Source organism: Sphaerotilus sp., from assembly GCF_034519685.1.
In the GTDB taxonomy this organism is placed as follows: domain Bacteria; phylum Pseudomonadota; class Gammaproteobacteria; order Burkholderiales; family Burkholderiaceae_C; genus Sphaerotilus.
Genome location: NZ_JAXHOF010000003.1, coordinates 1379132 through 1400418, shown reverse-complemented (window position 1 = coordinate 1400418; position 21287 = coordinate 1379132). Strand labels below are relative to the sequence as shown.

Genomic DNA, 21287 nt, shown 5'->3' with positions numbered 1-21287 from the left:
TACCCCCGCTGAACATTCCGACGCAACCCGTGATCCTAAATCCCCAGCCTGAAGTGGGGCTCAAGCAAGGCTCAACACGAAAAATCGTTTTCGAGCAAAGGTTGCGACTTGACGACGCGATCCAGTGCCACGAGTTGTTCCAGCAACGCCCGCATGCGCTTCAGCGGCACCGCGTTCGGCCCGTCGCTCCAGGCCTGGGCCGGGTTCGGGTGCGTTTCCATGAACAGTCCCGCCACGCCCGCGCCCACGCCAGCCCGCGCCAGCACCGGCACCATCTCGCGTGCACCGCCACTGACATTGCCCAGCCCGCCCGGCTTCTGCACCGAGTGCGTCACGTCGAACACCACCGGGGCGCCCGAGCGGCGCATCTCGGCCAGGCTGGTCATGTCGGCCACGAGGTTGTTGTAGCCGAAGCTGACCCCACGCTCGCAGGCCAGGAACAGGTCTTCCGACAGCCCGGCTTCCTTGGCGGCGGCGCGGGCCTTGTCGATGACGTTCTTCATGTCCCAGGGCGCGAGGAACTGGCCCTTCTTGATGTTCACCGGCTTGCCGCTCTGGGCGACGGCGCGGATGAAATCGGTCTGGCGGCACAGGAACGCGGGCGTCTGCAGCACGTCCACCACGCTGGCGACTTCGGCGATCTGCGCTTCGTCATGCACGTCGGTGAGCACGGGGAGCCCCGTCTGCCGACGCACCTCGTCGAGGATCTTCAAACCGGCATCGATCCCGACGCCGCGCTGGCTGGTGCCGGAGGAGCGGTTGGCCTTGTCGAACGAGCCCTTGTAGATCAGCGGGATGCCCAGCGCCGTGCAGGCCTCCTGGAGCTGTCCGGCCACGTCCAGCGACATCTCCAGCCCCTCGATCGAACAGGTGCCGGCGATCAGGAAAAACGGTCGGTCCAGGCCGACCTCGAAGCCGCAGAGCTGCATTTACTGACCTGCCTTGCCGGATGACTTGTGCTGGAGGGCCGCGTCGATGTAGCCGATGAACAGCGGGTGGCCGTCCCACGGGGTGGACTTGAACTCGGGGTGGAACTGCACGCCGACGTACCACGGGTGCACCGACTGCGGCAGCTCGACCATCTCGGTCAGCTTCTCGCGCTGCGTGATCGCGGAGATGACGAGGCCGGCGTTCTGCAGCGCGCCGAGGTACTTCTCGTTCGCTTCGTAGCGGTGGCGGTGGCGTTCGGTGACGACGTCGCCGTAGATGGCGTGGGCGATGGTGCCGGGCTTGACGTCCGAGCTTTGCGCGCCCAGGCGCATCGTGCCGCCGAGGTCGGAGTTGGCGTCGCGCCGCTGGATCGAGCCGTCAGCGTCCTGCCACTCGTCGATCAGGGCGATCACCGGGTGCTTCGTCTCCGGCTCGAACTCGGTCGAGTTGGCATCGGTCAGGCCGGCCATGTGGCGGGCGTATTCGATGGTGGCGACCTGCATGCCCAGGCAGATGCCGAGGTAGGGGATGCCGTGCTCGCGGGCGTACTGCGCCGCGACGATCTTGCCCTCGATGCCGCGCTTGCCGAAGCCGCCGGGGACCAGGATCGCGTCGTACTTCGAGAGCTGTGCTGCGGTGTCGGGCGTCAGCGTCTCGGAGTCCACGTACTCGATGTTGACCTTGACGTGGTGGTGGATGCCGGCGTGGCGCAGCGCCTCGTTGAGCGACTTGTACGAGTCCGACAGCTCGGTGTATTTGCCTGCCATCGCGATCGTGACCTCGCCCTTCGGGCTGGCGACTTCCTTGACCAGCCGGTCCCAGCGGCCGAGGTTGGCCGGCTTGGTCAGGAGCTGGAACTTCATGCAGATCATCTCGTCCAGGCCCTGCTCGTGGAGCATGCGTGGCACCTTGTAGATCGTGTCCGCGTCCCAGACCGAGATCACGCCATGCAGCGCGACGTTGGTGAACAGGGAGATCTTCTCGCGCTCCTCGTCAGGGATCGGCCGGTCGGCGCGGCACAGCAGGGCGTCGGGCTGGATGCCGATCTCGCGCATCTTCTGCACCGTGTGCTGGGTCGGCTTGGTCTTCAACTCGCCGGCCGCCGCGATCCACGGCACATAGGTCAGGTGGACAAACGCGGAGTTGGTCGGGCCGAGCTTCAGTGCCATCTGGCGCACGGCTTCGAGGAAGGGCAGCGACTCGATGTCACCGACCGTGCCGCCGATCTCCACGATCGCCACGTCCACGGCGTCCGGCGTGCCGACGCCCGCGCCCCGGCGCACGTAGTCCTGGATCTCGTTGGTGACGTGCGGGATGACCTGCACCGTCTTGCCGAGGTAGTCGCCGCGGCGCTCCTTCTCCAGCACCGAGGTGTAGATCTGGCCGCTGGTGAAGTTGTTCGACTTGCGCATGCGCGTCGTGATGAAGCGCTCGTAGTGGCCCAGGTCCAGGTCGGTTTCCGCGCCGTCGTCGGTGACGAAGACCTCGCCGTGCTGGAACGGCGACATCGTGCCCGGATCGACGTTGAGGTACGGATCCAGCTTGATGAGGGTGACCTTCAGGCCGCGCGATTCGAGAATGGCGGCCAGAGAAGCGGCGGCGATGCCTTTGCCCAGGGAGGACACGACACCGCCGGTGACGAAGACGAACTTGGTCATGTGGAGCGGCCCTCCCTTGCCGATGCTGCGGGCGGATGGGCGCCGGGCGAGCAACTTTCAGGAGGGCCGTGGTGGTAAAACGAGATTATAGGGCGGCGAAGGGTGGGGGGCGGGTGCCACAATCTTTGCCGTCGCCACCTGCCTCTCCTTGCCAATCGGGTACATGCCATGGGACAGCCACTTGCCAGACTCAGCCTTGCCGACTTCCTCGAATGGGAGGCGCGGCAGGAAGAACGCCACGAATTTGTGCTGGGGGAAACCTATGCGATGGTGGGTGCACGGCGCACGCACTGCGAGGTGGTCGTGAACGTGACCGCCGTGCTGTGGGGCGCATTGCGTGGCAGCCCTTGCCGTGTCTACAGCGAATCACGCAAGGTACAGGTGCACGAGAGCATCTGCTATCCGGACGTGGTCGTGACTTGCGATCCCCGTGACGTGTCGGGTGAAGGCCCTGTGCAGGCGCCGACGCTCATCGTCGAGGTGCTGTCGCCGAGCACCGGGAACTACGACCGTGGCCTGAAATTCGCGCTCTACCGCCGACTGGCGAGCCTGAAGGAATACGTGCTGATCGATCCCGAGACGCGCCGGGTCGAGGCGTTTCGGCTCACCGAGGCGGGGTGGCTGCTGGATGACATGAGCGATGGGGCGGTGCTGCGGCTGGCGAGCATCGGGTGCGAGGTGGCGCTGGGAGACGTGTTTGCCGGGGTTGCGAGGCCGGATGCACCATAGGATTGGCGCTGTGTGGCCGACAGAGCCGATCATGAACCACCAGCTCCGCCACCTCCGGCTGCCCGGCCAAGCTGGTGCGGCAGCAGGTGTTTCTCCTCCTCCGGCGCGGGAGACCGGGATGGGCTTCGGCCATCCGCCCACATCGCGGCCTCGCTACGATACCGCCCCATGCGCGTCCTCACCTACCAAGACCTGAACCTGCGCCGCGTGCGCCCTGCCTTCGACAAGTTTCGCAAGGCGATCGAAGCTGGCGACTTCCGCTCCGCCCAGGTCCGCAAGCTCTCTGCGGGCTCGGGTCTGGCCCCTTACTGGCGTGCCAAGCTAGACGACAGTAACCGCCTGCTGCTGCAGTTCGCCCGGCGCGGGGACGAGACGGTCTGTCTGGCGCTTGAAGTCATCGAGAACCACGCCTACGAAAAATCGCGTTTTCTGCGCGGCGCGGGGGTGGATGACACCAAGCTCGACGCCGAGCCGCCGCCCGCCGATCCCGCCACGCTGCCCGCAGGCGAGGTCGTGCCGCTGCGCTGGCTGCCCGGCGCGACCACGCCGGCGACCAAGGCCGCGGCCGGCCCCACCTTCGAGCTGCTCGACAAGCCGATCTTCTTTGACGACACGCAGGAGGCCGTGCGGCGCCTGCCGTGCCCGGTCGTGGTGGTCGGCTCGGCGGGATCGGGCAAGACGGCGGTGACGCTGGCCAAGCTGCGCGAGGCGAACGGGTCGGTGCTGTACGTGACGCACTCGGCGTACCTCGCGCAGTCGGCCCGCGCCCTCTACGCCAGCCACGGCTACGAGAACCCGCACCAGGAGCCGGAGTTCCTCAGCTACCGCGAGCTGCTGGAAACGCTGCGTGTGCCGGACGGGCGCGAGGTGAGCTACCCGGCCTTCGCGGCGTGGGTGCAGCGCCACCGCCAGGCCCTGCGCACGACGCTCGGCGACGCCGATGCCCATGCGCTGTTCGAGGAGTTTCGCGGCGTCATCGGCAGCGCCGCCACCGGGCCGCTGACGCTCGACGCCTACCGCGCGCTCGGCCCGCGCCAGTCGCTGTTTGGCCCCGACGCCCGCGACGCCGTGCATGGCCTGTTCGGCAAGTACCGCGACTGGCTGCGCGAGACCGGCCAGTCCGACCTCAACCTCGTCGCGCACGAGTGGCGGGCGCTGGCCGCACCGACCTACGACTTCGTGCTCATCGACGAGGTGCAGGATCTGACGCCCGTGCAGCTCGCGCTGGTGCTGGCGCTGTTGAAGGCGCCGGGCCAGTTCCTGCTGTGCGGCGACTCGAACCAGATCGTGCATCCGAACTTCTTCTCCTGGGCCGCCGTGCGCACGCTGTTCTGGCAGGGGCTGGCCGGGGCTGCTGCGCAGCGCCAGGACTTGTCGGTGCTGCAGGCCAATTTCCGCAACACCCGTGCCGTGACCCAGCTCGCCAACGCGGTGCTGAAGATCAAGCACGCCCGATTCGGCTCGATCGACCGCGAGAGCAATTTCCTGGTCCGGCCGGCAACGAGCGACGAGGGTTCGGTGCGGCTGCTGCCCGCGAAGGACAGCCTGCTGCGCGACCTCGACACCCGCACCCGTGCCTCCGCCCGCCACGCCGTCATCGTGCTGCGCGATGAGGACAAGGCCGCCGCCCGGCAGGTGCTGCACACGCCGCTGGTGTTCAGCGTCCATGAGGCCAAGGGGCTGGAGTACCCGCACGTCATCCTCTACCGCCTCGTCTCCGACCAGCGCGCCGCTTATGCCGACATCTGCGACGGCGTGACCCCGGCCGACCTGCAGGCCGACGACCTCGCCTACCGCCGCGCCCGCGACAAGGCCGACAAGTCGCTGGAGCTGTACAAGTTCTACGTCAACGCCTTCTACGTCGCGCTGACCCGGGCGGTCGAGACGCTGACGCTGGTCGAGCAGGACACGGGGCATCCGCTGCTGCAACTGCTCGACCTGAAGCCCGGCGAGGCGGGGCAGGGCGGCGCGGTGGCCACGTCGTCGAAGGAAGAATGGGCGCAGGAAGCGCGGCGCCTCGAACTTCAGGGCAAACAGGAACAGGCGCAGGCGATCCGCGAGGCCTTCCTGAAGCGCCCGACGCCGCCGTGGACACCGTGGTCCGAGGCGTGGGCGCGGGAGCTGCTGCCGAAGGTGGTCGATCCGAAATTCCCGTCTTCCAAGCAGCGCAACGCCCTCTATGAATACGCCCTGTGGCACGGTCAGCACCGCCCGCTCGAAGAGATCGTTGCCGCCGTGGCCACGTTTGTGCCGATGCTGCGCGGCCCTGACCTCGTGCGCCAGCGCCACCTGCAGCCGTGGGCCAGTCGCCAGTTCAAGGACGTGCTGCGCCAATGCGACCAGTACGGCGTGGACCACTGTGTCCCGGAAGGCGCCACCCCGCTGATGATGGCGGCACGGGCGGGCAACCTCGATCTCGTCGATGCGTTGCTGGCGCGGGGTGCCGATGCGGAACAGCGTGACGACTTCGGCCACACCGCCTGGTGGTTGGCCCTGAACCGGGCTGGCGAGGACGCCGCGTTTGCCGAGCGTGCCCTGGCGGGACTGGCCGAGCGGCTGATGCCGGCGGCGCTGGATGTGCAGACCGCGCACCGGCTGGTGCGGCTGGTGCCGACGCAGGCCGAGTACTGGGTGCTCAGCGTGATGCTGGCCGGCTTCAAGACGCTCGGCTCGCAGGTCTTGCCCCGCGCCGAGAGGCCGTACCCGTATCGCCAGGGCTTCTTCAACGACCACCTGCGCCTGACGCTCGACCGTCTGCCCCTGCACCTGTGGTCCGCTCAGCGGCGCAAGCGCGATTACGTCAGCAGCGTGCTCGCCCGCGCCGAATGCGACAGCACCTACCGGCCGGCGCGCCAGCTCTGGGTCCGCACCCGCGTGGGCCACTACCTGCCCAACCCGCAGATGCAGTTGCGCGTGCGGGCCGCAGCGGGCGACGAGGTGGCGGGGGAGCGGATGGTCTGGCGGCCGGTGTACGACGTGCTGAACCTGGACTGGGTCGATGCCGGGACCGGGCGTGTCGATGGATTCCTGCCCGGATACACCTACGCCGAGGTGCTCGGGCTGGCGCCATCGGGTGGGCCGACGCGCTGATGTCGACCCAGGCGGGTCGTTTCAGGGATTGGCCGCCGCCAGACGTGCCTGGATCCAGGCGAAGGCCTCCTGCACGTCATAGTTGCCGCTGTGGCCGGTCAGGTAGTTCAGCTTGAAGTCGAGCGTCTTCACCGACGGGTCGTTGCGGATCGCGTGCTGGAGCAGGAGTTGCATCGAGAACGCGGTATCACGGTCGATCATGCCGTGGCGGACGTACCAGTGCGGCGCGGTGTCGGCTGCCGTGTTCAGGTAGGCCAGCGGGTTGATCAGCTTGAGCTGCTGTGCGAGCGTGCTGGTCGAGCTGGTCAGGTAGTTCGACCAGCTCAGCCCGGTGTCGTCCACGCCCGAGCCGTCGCCCTCGACCGCGTTGTTGGTCCAGGCCCATTCGGTGAAATTTGCGTACTGGAATGATTCCGAGCCGAACAAGTTGGTCTCGCCACTGATGTTCCACGCACCGGTGGTGGCGTTCTTGTTCTCGGTCACCCCCACCGCGTCGAAGGCCACCACCGTCTTGAGCGGGATCGTCGTGGTGACGAATTTCAGGAATCGGGGGTAGTCGATGGCGGCCACTGTGGCCGTGGTGCCGGTTCCGCTCAGCGTCAGCCAGTCGTTGGGCACGGTGGAGGGGACGCCGCGCTGCACGACGGTGAAGTTCTCGCCCAGGGCAGGCACGGGGGTGCCTGCTGCGATCTGCCGTTCGATCTCCGCCTTCAGTTGTGCGGTGACCAAGGCGCGCAGACTGGCGTCGGTGAGCGCGCTGCCGTCCGCGAGCTTCAGGCCGAGGCTGTTGACGTAGGCGGGGAAGGCGGCGGCCAGCGCGGCCGAGGCGGTGGCCTGCGGGCCAGCCGAGTAGGCGACACCGTTGAGTGCCGGCGTGTTGGTGTCGGTGCGCACCGCGTTGTATTCCCACTCGTAGCCGCTGTCAGCATTGCCCAGGTTGTTGATCGGGCAGTAAGCGACCGCCGCAAAGACATCGTCCTTCAGCGTGCTGGTGGCGCTCGATCCCGAACCTGTCACGCCGGCCGCCCCGATGTCGGCCAGGAAGGGCAGGTAGTCGGCGCTGTTGCCACTGGCGGACACGGCGGCGGTCAGGCCGCCACCGCCGCTGGTGCCGTTCATGACGATGCGCTCGGCCGAGCCGGGCATCCGGCTGTCGTTCAGACGCAGGTAGCGGATGGCCGCCTTGGCATCGACCACCGGGGCGGGGGCCTTGCCGGTCCAGCGGCCGTCTTCGGCGCGGGCGCCACCGCGGCTGCGGGTGCCGACGTTGACGACGATGTAGCCGGCCTTGAGTGCAGCGCCGATGTTGTCGGTGTTGCTGGTGCTGACGAAGGCCTTGCCCTCGGTGACGGTCGTGGCCACTGGGCTGGCCCACCAGCCGCTGTTGTTGACTGCGAAATACAGGGCTGTCTTCTCGTCCGCGACCGAGGACTCCGGCACCGAGACGATCATCGTCTGGTAGGCATGGGGGTCGGTCAGCGTGAGGCTGGCGCCGCCGAGCGCCGTCTGGGTGGTGGCCATCCTGATCGGCTTGGCCACGTAGACGATGCGGTACTGGCGCACCTTCGTCGCCACGCCGTCCACGGTGACGTTGACCGTCGTGTAGGCGCTGGCGTCGAACTTGAGCGCCGTGTCTTCGGTGTCGGGCGTGGCCGGCGTTTCGCCTTCCGCGCCGCCGCAGCCGGCCAGCAGTCCGCCTGCCAGCAGGAGCGAGGTGGCCGAGGCCAGGGCATGGCGCTTCATGTCGCGCCGGGTGGTCTTGTTTGTCATGGGTGTTCCCGGTGCCCTTTGCGGGGCCTTGTCGTGCATCAGTGGAACGGGGACTGCCGGCGGGTGCCCCGGATGTGGACCACCCGCGTTCAGCGGACGGCGTCGGCCTCTTGGACCGAAGGTGTGTTCCAGTCGGTTCGTCGGGCATCCTTGCCCGCCACCGAATACAGGGCGCCGGGCGCGTTGCGCGTCTTCTGGAAGTCCTCCAGCGACTCGCCACGCATGGCGGCGTAGACATGCAGGTTCGACACCCCCACCACCGCGCCGAGCTTCTCCAGCATGAAGAAGATGACGCCGTAGTGGATCATCCCCCGCCAGTCGCGTCGGCGCACCAGGTCGCGCTCTGCGTCGGTCAGGTCCGACTGGGCCAGCACCGTCGGCTCGTCGGCCAGGAACCGGGCGCGGGTCTCCGGCACGATCAGCCCGTGCAGAAAACGGTTGAGCCGGAACGCCTTGACGCTGCGCGTGAAGTCGAACGGGTAGCTGCCCGTCAGCCGTTCGGCCCCGGCGAGCTGCACGGCCATCGACTGCCGGTGGCGCTCGATTTCACCGGCGATCGTCGGCCCGGCGAGGTTCTCGTACACCGCCGCGGCGATGCCGGTCATCGAGGGCAGGTAGTACGCCTGGTGCACCTTGCGCACCTGCGCCGACAGCGCGCCGCGCATCGTCAGCCACATCAGCACCTCGGCCCCCTCGACGCCGCCGAGTTCGGCCAGCTCGGCGTGGGTCAGCGACGCCAGCCGCTCGGGATCCTGCTCGAACAGGTCCAGGAACTGCAGATCCCACGGCGTGTTGTTGAAGCCGGCGCGCTCGCCGTGGACCTGGTGCGACAGGCCGCCGGTGGCGACGATGGCCACGCGCAGGTCTTCCGGGTAGCTCTCGATGGCGCGGCGCAATGCCTTGCCGAGTTTCCAGAAACGCTGGGCACTCGGGATCGGGAACTGCAGCACGCCCATCTGCAGCGGCACGATCCGCACCGGCCAGCCTTCGCCATGGTCGTGGTCATAGAGCACCGACAGCGGCGAGAAGCAGCCGTGGTCGAGCGGCTTGCCCTGGAAGAACGACATGTCGAACTCGTCGGTCATCAGCGACTGGCCGATGTGGGCCGCCAGCGCCGGGTGGCCGTTGATCGGCGGCAGGTCGCGCGGCCCACCGCCTTCGTCCGCGACCTCGTAGCGCTCGCCGATGCCCAGCGCGAAGGCCGAGTAGTGGTCGAAGAAGAACGAGGTGACGTGGTCGTTGTAGGTGACCAGCACCACGTCCGGTTGCTGTTCGGCCAGCCAGCGCTTGACCGGCGCGAAGGCCTCGAAGATCGGCGCCCAGACGGGGTCGGACTGCTTGTCGCGGTCGAAGGCGAAGCCGATGGTGGGGGTGTGGGAGACGGCAACGCCGCCGATGATCTTGGCCATGTCAGGCACCCTTATTTGCCGGCGGCGTGCTTGGCGATCAGCGCGCGGGCGCCGTCGAGCATCTCTTTGCCGTTGTGGCCCTTGGCGTTCATGTCGGCGATCCAGGCATCGGTCAGCGGCTGGCCGAGCTTCTTCCAGTTCTCCAGTTCGGCCTTCGGGATCACGTTGGTGGTGTTCTTCGCGGTCAGCTTCTTGCCTTCGGCGTCGGCCTGCAGGAAGGCCTTGCCGATCAGGCCCGACAGCGCCTGGCCGCTGTTGTGGTCGATCACCTTCTTCAGGTCGGCTGGCAGCGACTCGTACTTGGCCTTGTTCATCGCGAAGATGAAGGTCGAGGTGTAGAACGCCGGCTCGGCCGGGTCGGTCTCGGAGTGGAACTTCACGAGTTCCTGGATCTTCACCGACGGCACCACCTCGTAGGGCACGACCGCCCCGTCGATCACGCCCTTGGACAGCGCGTCGCCCACCTGCGGCACCGGCATGCTCACCGGCGTGGCCCCCAGCAACGCCATGAACTTGTTGGTCATGCGGGTCGGGGCGCGCAGCTTCAGGCCCTTGAGGTCGGCGGCCGTGCGGACCGGCTTGTTCGTCATGTGGAAGACGCCGTCGCCGTGGACGTGGAAGGCCAGCGGCTTGACGTCCTTGAACTCGGCCGGCGCGTACTTCTCGACGTAGTCCCACAGCGCCTTGCTGGTGGCTTCCGGGTTCTGCATCATGAACGGCAGCTCGAACACCTCGACCGACGGAAAGCGGCCCGCCGTGTAGCCGGGCAGCGTCCAGACCACGTCGGCCACGCCGTCACGCGCCTGCTCGAAGAGCTGCGGCGGCGTGCCGCCGAGCTGCATCGACGGGTAGGTCTGGCACTTCATGCGCTGGTTCGACTCCTTGGCGATGCGCTCGCACCAGGGCTGGATGAACAGCGTGTTGGCGAAGGACGTGGCGGGCAGGAAAAAATGCACCTTCAGCGTCACCTCCTGCGCCGAGGCCAGCGGAGCGAAGGCGGCAGCCGCCAGCGCGAGGGTCATGGACTTGATCAGGCCGTGTGTCATGGATGTCTCCTTGGGGAATGGGATCGGGGGCGGGGAGCGGGTGGTGGGGCGGCTCAGGTCAGCGCCTTGACCAGCCAGAGCGTGATGACGGGGAAGCCGATCAGCAGGCCGAGCCGGAGGAAGTCGGTGACCAGGAAGGGCACGACGCCCTTGTAGGTCTCGGACATGGGCACGTCCTTGGCGAGGCCGTTCATGATGTAGACGTTGAGTCCGACGGGCGGGAAGATCATCCCGATCTCGCACACCGTCAGGATCAGGATGCCGAACCACAGCGCCTTGTCGGCTGGCGCGAGACCGAAGAAGTCCATGCCCATGATCACGGGGAACAGCGTCGGCACCGTCAGCAGGATCATCGACATCTCGTCCATGACACAGCCCAGCAGCACGTAGAACACCATCACGCCGGCCATGATCACCAGCGGCGAGAGCTGCAGGTGGCCCACCAGGTCCGCCAGTTGCGCCGGCAGTTGCGACAGCGCCAGTGCCGCGTTGATCATGTCCGCGCCGATGAAGATCAGGAAGATCATCCCGCTGGTCTGCGCCGTGGTGCGGATGGCGGCGCTCAGGCGCTGGCGATCCATGTCGCCGCGCAGCACGGTGATCACGAAGGTCAGCACAGTGCCGATGGCCGCACCTTCGGTGGCGGTGAACACGCCGCCGTAGATGCCGCCGAACACGACCAGGAAGATGGTCAGGATCGGCCAGACACGGCTGGCGGCGCGCAGCACGTCGGTGGCCGAGGCCGGATTCGCCCCAGGCGCCTGGTCCGGCCACACCCGAACGACGACCGCGATGGCGATCAGGTAGCCCACCGCCGCCAGCAGCGCCGGCACGTAGGCGGCCAGGAACATCTTGGTGATGTTCTGTTCGGTCAGGATGGCGTAGACCATCAGCGTGACGGACGGCGGCAGCAGCACGCCCATCGTGCCCCCGGTGGCCAGCGCAGCCGTTGCCAGACGACCCGAATAGCCGATGCGGCGCATTTCCGGATAGGCGACCTGCGCGATGGTGGCGGTGGTGGCCACGGTCGAGCCCGAGATCGAGCCGAACGCGGCACAGGCCAGCACACCCGCCATCGCCATGCCGCCCTTGAAGCGGCCGAGCAGCGCGTTGGCGAACTCGAACAGCGCCTTGGACAGGCCGCCCTGCACCGCGAAGGCGCCCATCAGCATGAACAGCGGAATCACCGACAGGTCATAGACCGAGACCCTGCCGTACACGGCGCCCTTCAGGTGCGCCATCAGCGGCAGCCAGCCGGCCAGCGCCGTGTAGCCGATCGCGCCGGGCACGAACATCGCGATCGCGATCGGCACCCGCACGGCCATCAGCACCAGCATGCCGCAGAACATCGTCAGCCCAATGCCCATCGTGCTCATGCGGCGTCTCCTTGGGCGTGTTCTTGGGACGCCGCCTGCGGGCCACGCAGCGCCTGCAGCGTCTGGTGCAGACCGATCAGCACGCACAGCGCCAGCCCCGGCACCATCAGCGCGTAGGGAATCCACAGCGGCAGGTTCATCAGCATCGACGACTCCTGGTTGGCGTGGATGTCGAGGCCGCCTGCCGCCACCCGCCAGCACACCAGCGCCATCACGGCCGTGTAGAGCGCGGTGCCGAAGGTGTCCATCCTGTGCTGGGCCGCGGCCGACGCCTGATTGGTGAAGAAGTCGACGATGAGGTTGGCGCGGCGGTGCTGCGCATACGGCAGGAACGACGCCACCACCACCGCGCAGCCCAGTTGCACCAGTTCGACGTCACCCAGGATCGGGTGCGAGAAGAAGGCGCGTCCCACCACGCTGACCACGGTCATGGTCGCCATCGCCACGAGCACCAGCCCGCCGATGGCAGCACTCAGGTCGCACAGCCGCTCCAGTCGGCGATGCATCGCATCACCAGCGTTTCCGTCAGGGGTCATGTTTGTCTCCTCGTTCCAGGGAACCGGTCGTCGGGCCTCGGTCTGATCGACGAGCCCTTGATGTGAGTCAACCGGTGGCTGCGAACTCTAGGGATGGACGGTGCGGTGGTGGAGATGTGGCGTGCGTGGTCGCGATAACGTCTGGTTATTGCTCTGTGCGTGCGCGAAGGGCCTACCATGCGCCCGCATGAAACTCCATGCCCTGCAAGCCCTGATCGCCGCGATCGAAGAAGGCAGCCTGCGCGCTGCGGCCCGCCGCGTCGGTGTGTCACAGCCGGCGCTGACCAAGACGGTGCGCGAACTGGAGCGCGAGCTGTCGGCGACGCTGCTGACCCGCTCCACGACCGGTGTTGTCCCGACTCCGCAGGGCAAGGTGCTCTACGAGCGCGCCTGTGTCGCAGTGCGCGAGCTGTCCGGCGCGGTGGAGGAGATCGCGCAGCTCGGCGGGCAGATGGTGGGCGAGCTGCGCATCGGGGCGGTGCCGATGGCGGTGCTGCTGCTGATGCCGGAGACGCTGCGCACGTTCAGCCGCGCGTTCCGCGGCGTGCACCTGCAGATCCGCGAGGAGCTGTACATCGAGCAGCTCACCAACCTGCGCCGCGGCGATGTGGACATCGCGCTTGGCCCGATCCCGGACCACCTGCCGCCGGGCGAGTTCCACGCCGAGGTGCTGATGCCGGTGTCGATGGTCGTGGTGGTGCGCCGGGGCAGCCCGCTGGCCGAGGCACGCTCACTGTCAGAGCTGCGCGAGGCGCGCTGGGTCTACACCGGCATGTCGGGCGTCACCGGCTACGCGCGCCGGATGTTCGAGCAGAACGGGCTGCCGCCGCCGCAGGTGGGCGCGACGGTGAACTCGACGCTCGGGCTGCTGTCGCTGATCGGCAGCGGCGACTATGTGGGGCTGATGCCGCGTCCGCTGGCGCTGCACCCGGCGGCGGCGCCGTTCCTGGCGATGCCGCCGCTGCGCGAAGGGGCGCTGGAGCTGTCGATCGGCGCGATCACCCGCACCGACACGGCGCTCAAGCCGGCGATGCGGCATTTCATCGCCCACCTGCACCGGGCGGCGCACCAGATCAGCCGCCAGACGGCCTGAGCAGGGGGCCGCCGCCCGCGCTCGGCGCTCAGATTTCCAGGTTGTCGATCAACCGCGTCGCGCCCAGCTTGGCCGCCGCCAGTGCCACCAGTGGCGTGCCGTCGGCCAGGTCGGCGTCGGTCGGCGCCAGCAGGTCGGCGCGGCGGCGCAGCGTCATGTAGTCGGGCTTCCAGTCGCGGGCGGCCATGGTCGCCATGGCGCGCGCCTCGATCGCAGCCATGTCGCGCTCGCCGGACTGGATCGCCGCCTGCATCGCCTGCAGCGCCCGCGAGAGCTGCACCGCCTCGGCGCGCTCAGCCTCGCTGAGGTAGCCATTGCGCGAGGACAGCGCCAGGCCATCGTCCGCCCGCGCGGTGTCGCCCGCGACGATCTGCACTGGCATCGCGAACTGCTCGACCATGCGCCGGATCACCATCAGTTGCTGGTAGTCCTTGCGGCCAAACACCGCCACCGACGGCTGCACGCACTGCAGCAGCTTCATCACCACGGTGCACACGCCCGTGAAGAAGCCGGGCCGGAAATGCCCTTCCAGCAGGTCGGCGAGCGCGGCATCCGGCACCACCTTGAAGGTCTGCGGCGCGGGGTACAGCTCGCGCTCGTCCGGCGCAAACACGAGGTCGCAGCCGGCGCTGTTGAGCAGCTCGCAGTCGCGCGCCAGCGTGCGCGGGTAGCGGTCGAAGTCCTCGTTCGGGCCGAACTGCAGCCGGTTGACGAAGATGCTGGCGACGACCGGCACGTCCGGCCCGACCAGCGTGCGCGCCTGCCGGATCAGGCTCAGGTGGCCGTCGTGGAGGTTGCCCATCGTCGGCACGAAGGCGGGACGGGCGGTGTCGGCCAGCGCGGCGCGCAGCTCGGCAAGGGTGTGAAGGACACGCATGGAGGGAGCAGGTCGGGGGCAGTCGGTGGGATTCGAGCGGCGTCGGGCGGATTCAGGCGGCGGCGTAGGCGTGGGCGACCCGGTCGGGGAAGCTGCCATCCTTCACGGCGGCGACGTAGCGGCGCAGCGCATCCTCGATGCTGCCGCCCTCGGCCATGAAGTTGCGCACGAACCGGGGCAGCTTGCCGCGGGTGGCGCCGAGCATGTCGTGCAGCACCAGCACCTGCCCCGCGGTGTCCGGGCCGGCGCCGATGCCGATGGTGATCATGCCGGGGTTGTCGGTCTGCACATCGGCGGCCACGGCGGTGGGCATCAGCTCCAGCACCATCATCGCGGCACCCGCGTCCGCCAGCTCCTTGGCATGGCGGCGCAGCAGCGCGGCGCTGTCGGCGTCCCGGCCCTGCACGCGGTAGCCGCCCAGCGCATGCACGCTCTGCGGCGTCAGCCCCAGGTGCGCGCACACCGGCACGCCCCGGTCGACCAGGAAACGCACCACCTCGGTCGTCCAGCCGCCGCCTTCGAGCTTGACCATCTGCGCGCCGGCCTGCATCAGCGCGGTGGCCGAGGCCATCGCCTGCGCCGTGCCCTGCTGGTAGCTGCCGAAGGGCAGGTCGGCGATCAGCCAGGCTGCGCCGCCGCCTTGAAGGCCGCGGGCGACACACCGGGTGTGGTATGCCATTTCATCCAATGAGACCGGAATGGTACTGCTGTGGCCCTGCAGCAACATGCCCAGCGAGTCGCCGACCAGCAGCGTATCGAGGCCTGCTTCGTCCGCCAGACGCCCAAAAGTGGCGTCATAGGCGGTCAGCATGGTGACTTTCTCCCCTCGTGCGTGCATGGCGCGCAGGGAGTGCAGCGTGGCAGGCTTGCGGCTGTTCGGGTTCGTGGCAGGCTGTGCATGAGAGCTCATTCGGGTCTCCAGGCGAATATTTTTCAGGTACGGACCCCCGTTCTGCAGAGGTCTGAGGCATTCTAGTCAGCGTTGTTGCACTGCAGCAGTGATACTTTACGACCCGCCGCCGTGCGTTCCTATCCATCCACTGCCCGATGTTCTCACCATGACCGTCGACAAGCCCTTCGCACCAGCCTGTGACCGCAACCGCACGCCCATCCTCGGCGTGCTGCGAGGCTTGCTGGCCGATCGACGCTCGGTGCTGGAAGTGGGCAGCGGCACCGGGCAGCATGCGGTGCATTTTGCTGCAACGCTCCAGCACTTGCGCTGGCAGACATCGGATGTGCGGGCCAATCTGCCTGGCATCTGCCTGTGGCTGGCGGATGCGGCGTTGCCGAACACGCCGGCGCCGATCGCGCTGGACGTCACCGGCCCTTGGCCGACGGCCCAGTACGACGCCGTCTACACCGCCAACACGCTGCACATCATGGGTTGGTCGGAGGTGCAGGCCTTCTTCGACCGTGTCGGGTCGGTGCTGACGCCGGGCGGTCTGGTGATCGTCTACGGGCCGTTCAAGTACCTGGGCGAACACACCAGCGCCAGCAACGCCGCCTTCGATGCCACGCTGCGTGCGTCCGATGCGCAGCGCGGGGTGCGGGAATTCGAGCTGGTCGATGCGCTGGCGCGGGCGGCGGGGCTGGTGCTGGTCGAGGACCGGGCGATGCCGGCGAACAACCGCTGCGTGACCTGGCGGCACGTGGGCTGAAGACGGCTGCGGACGCGCTAAGGCCCGCTGGAGGGGGTGGTGAACGCGCCGATCAGCGCCGATACACGCTCGGCCGTCTCCTCGGGCTTTTCCAGTGCGAACAGGTGCGAGCCTTCGATCCACTGGAAGCGCTCGCGCACCAGCGCCCGTGTCGCCGCCAGTCCCACCTGCCGCACTTCGCGCGATTGCGTGCCGCCAATGAAGGCCACCGGAAACCGTGGCGGATGGCGGCGCAGCACGTGGCCCAGGTTGTGGGCCAGCGTGTTGTAGATCCTGGCCTCCACTTGGCGGTCGAATGCCAGTTGCACGCCCCCTTGTGGCGCAGGCTCCAGCCCGGCCTGCAGGTAATCCTCTAGGCAGCGCGGATCCCAGCGGGCGAAGACATGCTTGGCCACGAAATGCGCCCGCGCCTCGTCCACCGAGGCCCAGTGGTGGCGCCTACGCGCCGCCACCTTGCCGGGCGAGACGCGCTGGATCAGCCGCGTCGCCTTGGCGACCTGCACGCTGTGCGCCTTCCAGCCCGCCAGCACGGGCGAGTCCAGCAGCACCACGCCCCGCGCCAGATCGGGCCGCTTCAGCGCCGCCTTCAGGCTCAGGAAGCCGCCGAGCGAATGCCCGACGAACACCACCGGGGCGCCCAGCGCCAGCCCCTCCACGAAGTCGATGAGCTGGTCGCGCAGCCGCGGCCAGTTGCTGGTGACCGGGTAGCGCGGGTCGTGGCCGTATTTCTCCACCGCCTCGACCCGCCAGCCCGCCGCGCGCCAGTGCGCGAAGAGCTGCGCGTAGGTGCCCGCGGGGAAGCTGTTGCCGTGGCTGAAGACGATGACGCCGGGGGTCATGGCGCGGCTCAGACGATGCGCTCGCCCGGGTGGGTGATCTTGCGCATCGACTCGTAGCGCTGCGAGTCCTGCATCAGCGGGAATTCGGCGGCTGCACCATTCCAGGCTGGGTCGTCGATGCCCTCGAACACCTCGCGCAGGCGCTGGCCCCAGGTGTCGTGGATCATCTTGAAGTAGGGGTTCTTGTCGTCGATGCAGACGATGCTGTCGGTCTTCAGCTCGCCTTCGCGGTAGACCAGCAGGTCCAGCGGCAGCCCGACCGACAGGTTCGACTTCAGCGTCGAGTCCATCGACACCAGCGCGCACTTGGCGGCCTCGTCGAGCGGGGTGTCGGGCGTCAGGACACGGTCGAGGATGGGCTTGCCGTACTTGGACTCTCCGACCTGGAAGAAGCAGGTCTCGCGTGTGGCCTCGATGAAGTTGCCGGCCGAGTAGACCAGGAACAGCCGCATCGCCTCGTCGCCGATCTGGCCGCCGAAGATCATCGAGCAGTTGAAGTCGATGCCGGCGTTCTGCAGCGCCTTGCCGTCGGTCTCGTAGACCCGCCGCACGGCCGAGCCGAGCACGCGGGTCGCGTCGAACATGCTCTTGGCGTTCCAGATGGTGATGGGTTCGCCGTCACCGTTGGGGATCTTCTCGGTCTGCAGGATCTCGCGCACGCACTGCGAGATGCTCAGGTTGCCGGCCGACAGCAGCACCATGCAGCGGTCACCGGCCTTCTCGTAGACCATCATCTTGCGGAAGGTGCTGATCGCGTCGAGTCCCGCGTTGGTGCGTGAATCGGAGAGGAACACGAGACCGGCGTTGAGCCGGATGCCGACACAGTAAGTCATGGGAGGGTCAGGAGCTGAGGGAGGGATTCGATGAATTCGGGGCCACGGCGAGCGTCTTCAACCGGTAAAGCGCATCCAGCGCGGCGCGGGGGGTGAGGGTATCAGGGTCGAGTGCGCGCAAGGCTTGCAGCACCTCGTCGGCGAGCGGGTCCGTCGGCGCGGACGCCACAGCGGGCACTGACGACGCCCCGGCCGCGGATGCAGGTTCTGGCTCCGGCTCCGGTGCAGGGGCGAACAGGTCGATCTGCGCTTCGCCCGCGTGCTGCTGCGCTTCGAGCGTGTCGAGCGTCTGCCGCGCCTGGCGCAGCACGGCTGGCGGCATCCCCGCCAGCCGCGCCACCTGTACGCCGTAGCTGCGGCTGGCCGGCCCCGGCTCGATCGCGTGCAGGAAGACGATGTCGTCGCCCGACTCGGCTGCCGAGACGTGCATGTTCACCGCATGGCGGTGGCGCGCCGGGAACTCGGTCAGCTCGAAATAGTGGGTCGCGAACAGCGTGAAGGCGCGGTTGCGGTCGTGCAGGTGCGTGGCGATCGCGCCGGCCAGTGCCAGACCGTCGAATGTCGAGGTGCCACGGCCGATCTCGTCCATCAGCACCAGCGAGTGCTCGGTCGCGCTGTGCAGGATCGCCGCGCCTTCGGTCATCTCCAGCATGAAGGTGGACTGCGCGTTCGCCAGGTCGTCGGCCGCGCCGATGCGGGTGTGGATCGCGTCGATCGGCCCGAGGCGGCAGCGCGCGGCCGGCACATATGAGCCGATCGCCGCCAGCAGCACGGTGAGCGCCACCTGCCGCATGAAGGTGCTTTTGCCGCCCATGTTCGGGCCGGTGAGGATGACCATGCGCCGCGCCGCGTCGAGCCGGCAGTCGTTGGCGATGAAGTTGCCGCCGCCGGTCTCGGCCAGCCGGGCTTCGACGACCGGGTGGCGGCCTTGCTCGATGTCCAGGCACGGGTGCGCGACGAACTCGGGCGCACACCAGTTCAGCGTCTCGGCGCGCTCGGCCAAGGCGGCCAGCGCGTCGAGGCTGGCCAGCGCCCGGCCGAGTTCGGACAGCGGGTTCAGGTGCGGCTGCAGGGCGTCGAGCACCTGCTCGTACAGCCACTTCTCGCGCGACAGCGAGCGCTCCTGCGCCGACAGCGCCTTGTCCTCGAACGCCTTCAGCTCGGGTGTGATGTAGCGCTCGGCGTTCTTCAGCGTCTGGCGGCGCTGGTAGTCCATCGGCACCTTGTCCACCTGCCCGGCGGTGACCTCGATGTAGAAGCCGTGGACCTTGTTGTACTGCACGCGCAGGTTGCCAATGCCGGTGCGCGCCCGCTCGCGGGTTTCCAGGTCGAGCAGGAAGGTGTCGCAGTTGGTGGCGATGGAGCGCAGTTCGTCCAGCAGCGGATCGAAGCCGCTGGCGATCACGCCCCCGTCGCGCAGCAGCACCGCCGGCTCCTCGGCGATGGCGCTCTTCAGCAGCGTGGCGATGGCCTCGTCCGGCGTCAGCGCGGCGTGCAGCGCCTGCAGCAGCGGCGCGGTGTCCGGCACGCGCTGGCGCAGGTCGGGCAGGGTGGCCAGCGTCTCGCGCAGGCCGGCGAGTTCACGCGGGCGGACCTGCCGCAGCGCCGTGCGGGCGGTGATGCGCTGCACGTCGCTGACGTGGCGCAGCGCGTCGCGCAGCGGGGCGGCAGCGCGGGCGGCGATCAGCGCGGCGATCGCGCCATGCCGGCTGCGCGCCACGGCGCGGTCGCGCATCGGGTGCGTCAGCCACTGGCGCAGCGCGCGGCTGCCCATGCCGGTGCGGCAGGTGTCGAGCAGCGACAGCAGCGTCGGCGCCGGCTCGCCGCGCAGCGTCTGCGTCAGCTCCAGGTTGCGGTGCGTGGCCGGGGGCAGCTCCAGCAGCTCGCGGGCGCGCTCCACCGTCAGCGCGTTGACGTGCGACAGCGCGCGGCCCTGCGTGTGCTCGGCATAGCCCAGCAGCGCGGCGGCGGCGGCGTGGGCGGCGTGCAGATCCTGTGCATTGAAGCCGGCGAGGTGCGCCACCTTCAACTGCTCGCGCAGCTTGCGCTCGCCGAGCGCGGGGTCGAACTGCCAGTGCGGCCGGCCGATCACCGGCACGGTGAGCTGGCGCAGCGCGGCCGGGCGCTTCTCGGCGTTCAGCTCGCCGCTGACCAGCACCTCGGCGGGCGACAGGCGGGCCAGCCACGCGCCGAGTTCGCGCTCGCTGCACTCGGTCAGCCCGAGCTGCCCGCTGGCCAGCGCGAGCCACGCCAGCCCGAACACCGGCGCCGCCCCGCTGCCGCGCACAGCCAGCGCGAGAAGCCGGGTGTCCTCGCGCTCGTTCAGCAGCTCGGTGTCGGTGATCGTGCCAGGGGTGACCACGCGCACCACCTTGCGCTCGACCGGCCCCTTGGTCGCTCCGACCTCGCCGACCTGCTCGGCGATCGCGACCGCCTCGCCGAGCCGGATCAGCTTGGCGAGGTAGCTCTCCAGCGCATGCACCGGCACGCCCGCCATCACCACCGGCTCGCCCGCGCTCTGGCCGCGCGTGGTGATCGTGATGTCGAGCAGGCGGTGCGCCTTGCGGGCGTCGTCGAAGAAGACTTCGTAGAAATCCCCCATCCGGTAGAACAGGAGGGTGTCGGGGAAGTCGGCCTTGAGGCCCAGATACTGGGCCATCATGGGGGTATGCGGTTGCATGATGGCGGGCATCACAGGGCGGCGCGGGTGGCAATGTGTCCGGCCAGAGAGGCCACGAAGGAGCGCAGGCCTGTCATGGCCGACAGCTCGGCATGGTGTCCGTCGGTGATCGCGGAGTGTGGCGTCGCCAGCACCGTCGCTGACGAGTAGAGCTGCTCCCTGACGAGTTTCTGGCACAGCACATCGTAGCGTTGCAGGTACGAGGCTCCCGCAAACTCCGGGAACACCGGGAAGTGGGGTGAGACCTCGCGGACGGCGGTTCGTGACCCGGGCGCGTCCTCGACCACCATCAGCCAGCCCACAAAGGGCCGCTCCTGCTGTCCGAAGGCGCCTTCCCGGTACGCGGTCCAGAGGTCATGTGCCGTGCCGATGGCCTCTTCCGTCCGGTTGTTGAAGTTGTTGCCGAAGGAGGGTCCGACATGGCTCTTGAACTCCACGGCGGCGACCAAGTGGCCTTTGTCGATCACCAGCAGATCCCACAGCTTGGTCGGGCGGAAATAACCGGGCAGTGTCAGCACGGTTCGCTGGTGGTGAATCTGCGCATCCGGCAGGCCGTTGGCGCGCACCAGCGCGGTCACCAGATCCGAGAAACCGTCCAGGTTCTTGCCGCCGGTCACGCTGGCGCGTTCACCTTGGTCGGATTGGCCCGTGCTGGCCTGCTTCTGACGGGCTTGCTCGCGGGTTTGCCAGAACGCCCTGATCGCGTCCCGGGCCTTGTGTTCGTAGTCGCAGAGATTCAGTGCCATGTGATCGTTTCTTGTTT

At 68.3% G+C, this 21287-nt stretch carries 17 protein-coding genes; 4 read left to right on the top strand and 13 right to left on the bottom strand.

What is annotated here, in order from left to right; genetic code table 11:
- Positions 1 to 71 precede the first annotated feature (71 nt).
- A complete protein-coding gene (kdsA, locus tag U5O44_RS10190) occupies positions 72 to 929 on the bottom strand; it encodes a 3-deoxy-8-phosphooctulonate synthase (RefSeq protein WP_322588315.1) in 858 nt (285 codons plus the stop codon).
- Positions 930 to 2588 carry a CTP synthase gene (locus U5O44_RS10185; RefSeq protein ID WP_322588314.1) on the bottom strand — a complete coding sequence of 553 codons (1659 nt, stop codon included), beginning with the start codon at positions 2586 to 2588 and terminating at the stop codon, positions 930 to 932. It lies immediately after the preceding gene.
- A gap of 168 nt (positions 2589 to 2756) precedes the next feature.
- On the opposite strand from U5O44_RS10185, the gene U5O44_RS10180 reads away from it, so the two are divergent.
- A complete protein-coding gene (locus U5O44_RS10180; protein ID WP_322588313.1) occupies positions 2757 to 3317 on the top strand; it encodes a Uma2 family endonuclease in 561 nt (186 codons plus the stop codon).
- Between the two features lie 168 nt (positions 3318 to 3485).
- Positions 3486 to 6407 carry a UvrD-helicase domain-containing protein gene (locus tag U5O44_RS10175; protein ID WP_322588312.1) on the top strand — a complete coding sequence of 974 codons (2922 nt, stop codon included), beginning with the start codon at positions 3486 to 3488 and terminating at the stop codon, positions 6405 to 6407.
- 21 nt (positions 6408 to 6428) lie between these two features.
- Here the strand turns inward: U5O44_RS10175 and U5O44_RS10170 are convergent, their stop codons facing one another.
- The 5 genes from U5O44_RS10170 to U5O44_RS10150 form a co-directional block, all read right to left on the bottom strand.
- Complete coding sequence (locus U5O44_RS10170; protein ID WP_322588311.1) at positions 6429 to 8177, bottom strand: subtype B tannase; 1749 nt, start codon at positions 8175 to 8177, stop codon at positions 6429 to 6431.
- Positions 8178 to 8266: 89 nt separating this feature from the next.
- Positions 8267 to 9586 (bottom strand): gallate dioxygenase, encoded by a 1320-nt coding sequence (locus U5O44_RS10165; RefSeq protein ID WP_322588310.1) that lies wholly within the window; start codon positions 9584 to 9586, stop codon positions 8267 to 8269.
- Positions 9587 to 9597: 11 nt separating this feature from the next.
- Positions 9598 to 10632 (bottom strand): TRAP transporter substrate-binding protein, encoded by a 1035-nt coding sequence (locus tag U5O44_RS10160; protein ID WP_322588309.1) that lies wholly within the window; start codon positions 10630 to 10632, stop codon positions 9598 to 9600.
- A 53-nt stretch (positions 10633 to 10685) separates the two neighbouring features.
- Positions 10686 to 12008: a TRAP transporter large permease gene (locus U5O44_RS10155; protein ID WP_322588308.1), complete on the bottom strand. Its 1323-nt coding sequence runs from the start codon at positions 12006 to 12008 to the stop codon at positions 10686 to 10688.
- The gene (locus U5O44_RS10150; RefSeq protein ID WP_322588307.1) at positions 12005 to 12544 is read right to left on the bottom strand and encodes a TRAP transporter small permease; all 540 of its coding nucleotides are present in this window, start codon (positions 12542 to 12544) and stop codon (positions 12005 to 12007) included. Before U5O44_RS10150 ends, U5O44_RS10155 begins: the two co-directional genes overlap by 4 nt.
- A 187-nt stretch (positions 12545 to 12731) precedes the next feature.
- Here U5O44_RS10150 and U5O44_RS10145 point away from each other — a divergent pair, with 187 nt between their 5' ends.
- A complete protein-coding gene (locus tag U5O44_RS10145) occupies positions 12732 to 13637 on the top strand; it encodes a LysR family transcriptional regulator (RefSeq protein ID WP_322588306.1) in 906 nt (301 codons plus the stop codon).
- Between the two features lie 28 nt (positions 13638 to 13665).
- On the opposite strand, the gene panC is transcribed toward U5O44_RS10145, so the two are convergent.
- Entirely contained in the window at positions 13666 to 14514 is an 849-nt protein-coding gene (gene panC, locus U5O44_RS10140) for a pantoate--beta-alanine ligase (RefSeq protein ID WP_322588305.1), read from the bottom strand.
- 52 nt (positions 14515 to 14566) lie between these two features.
- A complete protein-coding gene (gene panB, locus U5O44_RS10135; protein ID WP_322588304.1) occupies positions 14567 to 15424 on the bottom strand; it encodes a 3-methyl-2-oxobutanoate hydroxymethyltransferase in 858 nt (285 codons plus the stop codon).
- A 148-nt stretch (positions 15425 to 15572) separates the two neighbouring features.
- On the opposite strand from panB, the gene U5O44_RS10130 reads away from it, so the two are divergent.
- On the top strand, positions 15573 to 16172 hold the full coding sequence (locus tag U5O44_RS10130) for a DUF938 domain-containing protein (protein ID WP_322588303.1): 600 nt from the start codon (positions 15573 to 15575) through the stop codon (positions 16170 to 16172).
- Between the two features lie 17 nt (positions 16173 to 16189).
- Here the strand turns inward: U5O44_RS10130 and U5O44_RS10125 are convergent, their stop codons facing one another.
- Genes U5O44_RS10125 through U5O44_RS10110 form a run of 4 tightly spaced genes read right to left on the bottom strand, consistent with a single transcriptional unit; the run spans position 16190 to position 21270 of the window.
- On the bottom strand, positions 16190 to 17011 hold the full coding sequence (locus U5O44_RS10125) for an alpha/beta hydrolase (RefSeq protein WP_322588302.1): 822 nt from the start codon (positions 17009 to 17011) through the stop codon (positions 16190 to 16192).
- 8 nt (positions 17012 to 17019) lie between these two features.
- Positions 17020 to 17844, bottom strand: a complete 825-nt coding sequence (locus tag U5O44_RS10120) for a proteasome-type protease (RefSeq protein ID WP_322588301.1) — start codon at positions 17842 to 17844, stop codon at positions 17020 to 17022.
- A gap of 7 nt (positions 17845 to 17851) precedes the next feature.
- Positions 17852 to 20536: a DNA mismatch repair protein MutS gene (gene mutS, locus U5O44_RS10115; RefSeq protein ID WP_416222147.1), complete on the bottom strand. Its 2685-nt coding sequence runs from the start codon at positions 20534 to 20536 to the stop codon at positions 17852 to 17854.
- The gene (locus U5O44_RS10110) at positions 20536 to 21270 is read right to left on the bottom strand and encodes a PaeR7I family type II restriction endonuclease (RefSeq protein WP_322588299.1); all 735 of its coding nucleotides are present in this window, start codon (positions 21268 to 21270) and stop codon (positions 20536 to 20538) included. The genes mutS and U5O44_RS10110 overlap by 1 nt, the downstream gene beginning before the upstream one ends.
- Between the last annotated feature and the right edge of the window lie 17 nt (positions 21271 to 21287).

Excerpts from the sequence above, each read along its gene's own strand:
- kdsA (WP_322588315.1), bottom strand. The coding sequence starts at position 929 with ATGCAGCTCTGCGGCTTCGAGGTCGGCCTGGACCGACCGTTTTTCCTG.
- U5O44_RS10185 (WP_322588314.1), bottom strand. The coding sequence starts at position 2,588 with ATGACCAAGTTCGTCTTCGTCACCGGCGGTGTCGTGTCCTCCCTGGGC.
- U5O44_RS10180 (WP_322588313.1), top strand. The coding sequence starts at position 2,757 with ATGGGACAGCCACTTGCCAGACTCAGCCTTGCCGACTTCCTCGAATGG.
- U5O44_RS10175 (WP_322588312.1), top strand. The coding sequence starts at position 3,486 with ATGCGCGTCCTCACCTACCAAGACCTGAACCTGCGCCGCGTGCGCCCT.
- U5O44_RS10170 (WP_322588311.1), bottom strand. The coding sequence starts at position 8,177 with ATGACAAACAAGACCACCCGGCGCGACATGAAGCGCCATGCCCTGGCC.
- U5O44_RS10165 (WP_322588310.1), bottom strand. The coding sequence starts at position 9,586 with ATGGCCAAGATCATCGGCGGCGTTGCCGTCTCCCACACCCCCACCATC.
- U5O44_RS10160 (WP_322588309.1), bottom strand. The coding sequence starts at position 10,632 with ATGACACACGGCCTGATCAAGTCCATGACCCTCGCGCTGGCGGCTGCC.
- U5O44_RS10155 (WP_322588308.1), bottom strand. The coding sequence starts at position 12,008 with ATGAGCACGATGGGCATTGGGCTGACGATGTTCTGCGGCATGCTGGTG.
- U5O44_RS10150 (WP_322588307.1), bottom strand. The coding sequence starts at position 12,544 with ATGACCCCTGACGGAAACGCTGGTGATGCGATGCATCGCCGACTGGAG.
- U5O44_RS10145 (WP_322588306.1), top strand. The coding sequence starts at position 12,732 with ATGAAACTCCATGCCCTGCAAGCCCTGATCGCCGCGATCGAAGAAGGC.
- panC (WP_322588305.1), bottom strand. The coding sequence starts at position 14,514 with ATGCGTGTCCTTCACACCCTTGCCGAGCTGCGCGCCGCGCTGGCCGAC.
- panB (WP_322588304.1), bottom strand. The coding sequence starts at position 15,424 with ATGAGCTCTCATGCACAGCCTGCCACGAACCCGAACAGCCGCAAGCCT.
- U5O44_RS10130 (WP_322588303.1), top strand. The coding sequence starts at position 15,573 with ATGACCGTCGACAAGCCCTTCGCACCAGCCTGTGACCGCAACCGCACG.
- U5O44_RS10125 (WP_322588302.1), bottom strand. The coding sequence starts at position 17,011 with ATGACCCCCGGCGTCATCGTCTTCAGCCACGGCAACAGCTTCCCCGCG.
- U5O44_RS10120 (WP_322588301.1), bottom strand. The coding sequence starts at position 17,844 with ATGACTTACTGTGTCGGCATCCGGCTCAACGCCGGTCTCGTGTTCCTC.
- mutS (WP_416222147.1), bottom strand. The coding sequence starts at position 20,536 with ATGCCCGCCATCATGCAACCGCATACCCCCATGATGGCCCAGTATCTG.
- U5O44_RS10110 (WP_322588299.1), bottom strand. The coding sequence starts at position 21,270 with ATGGCACTGAATCTCTGCGACTACGAACACAAGGCCCGGGACGCGATC.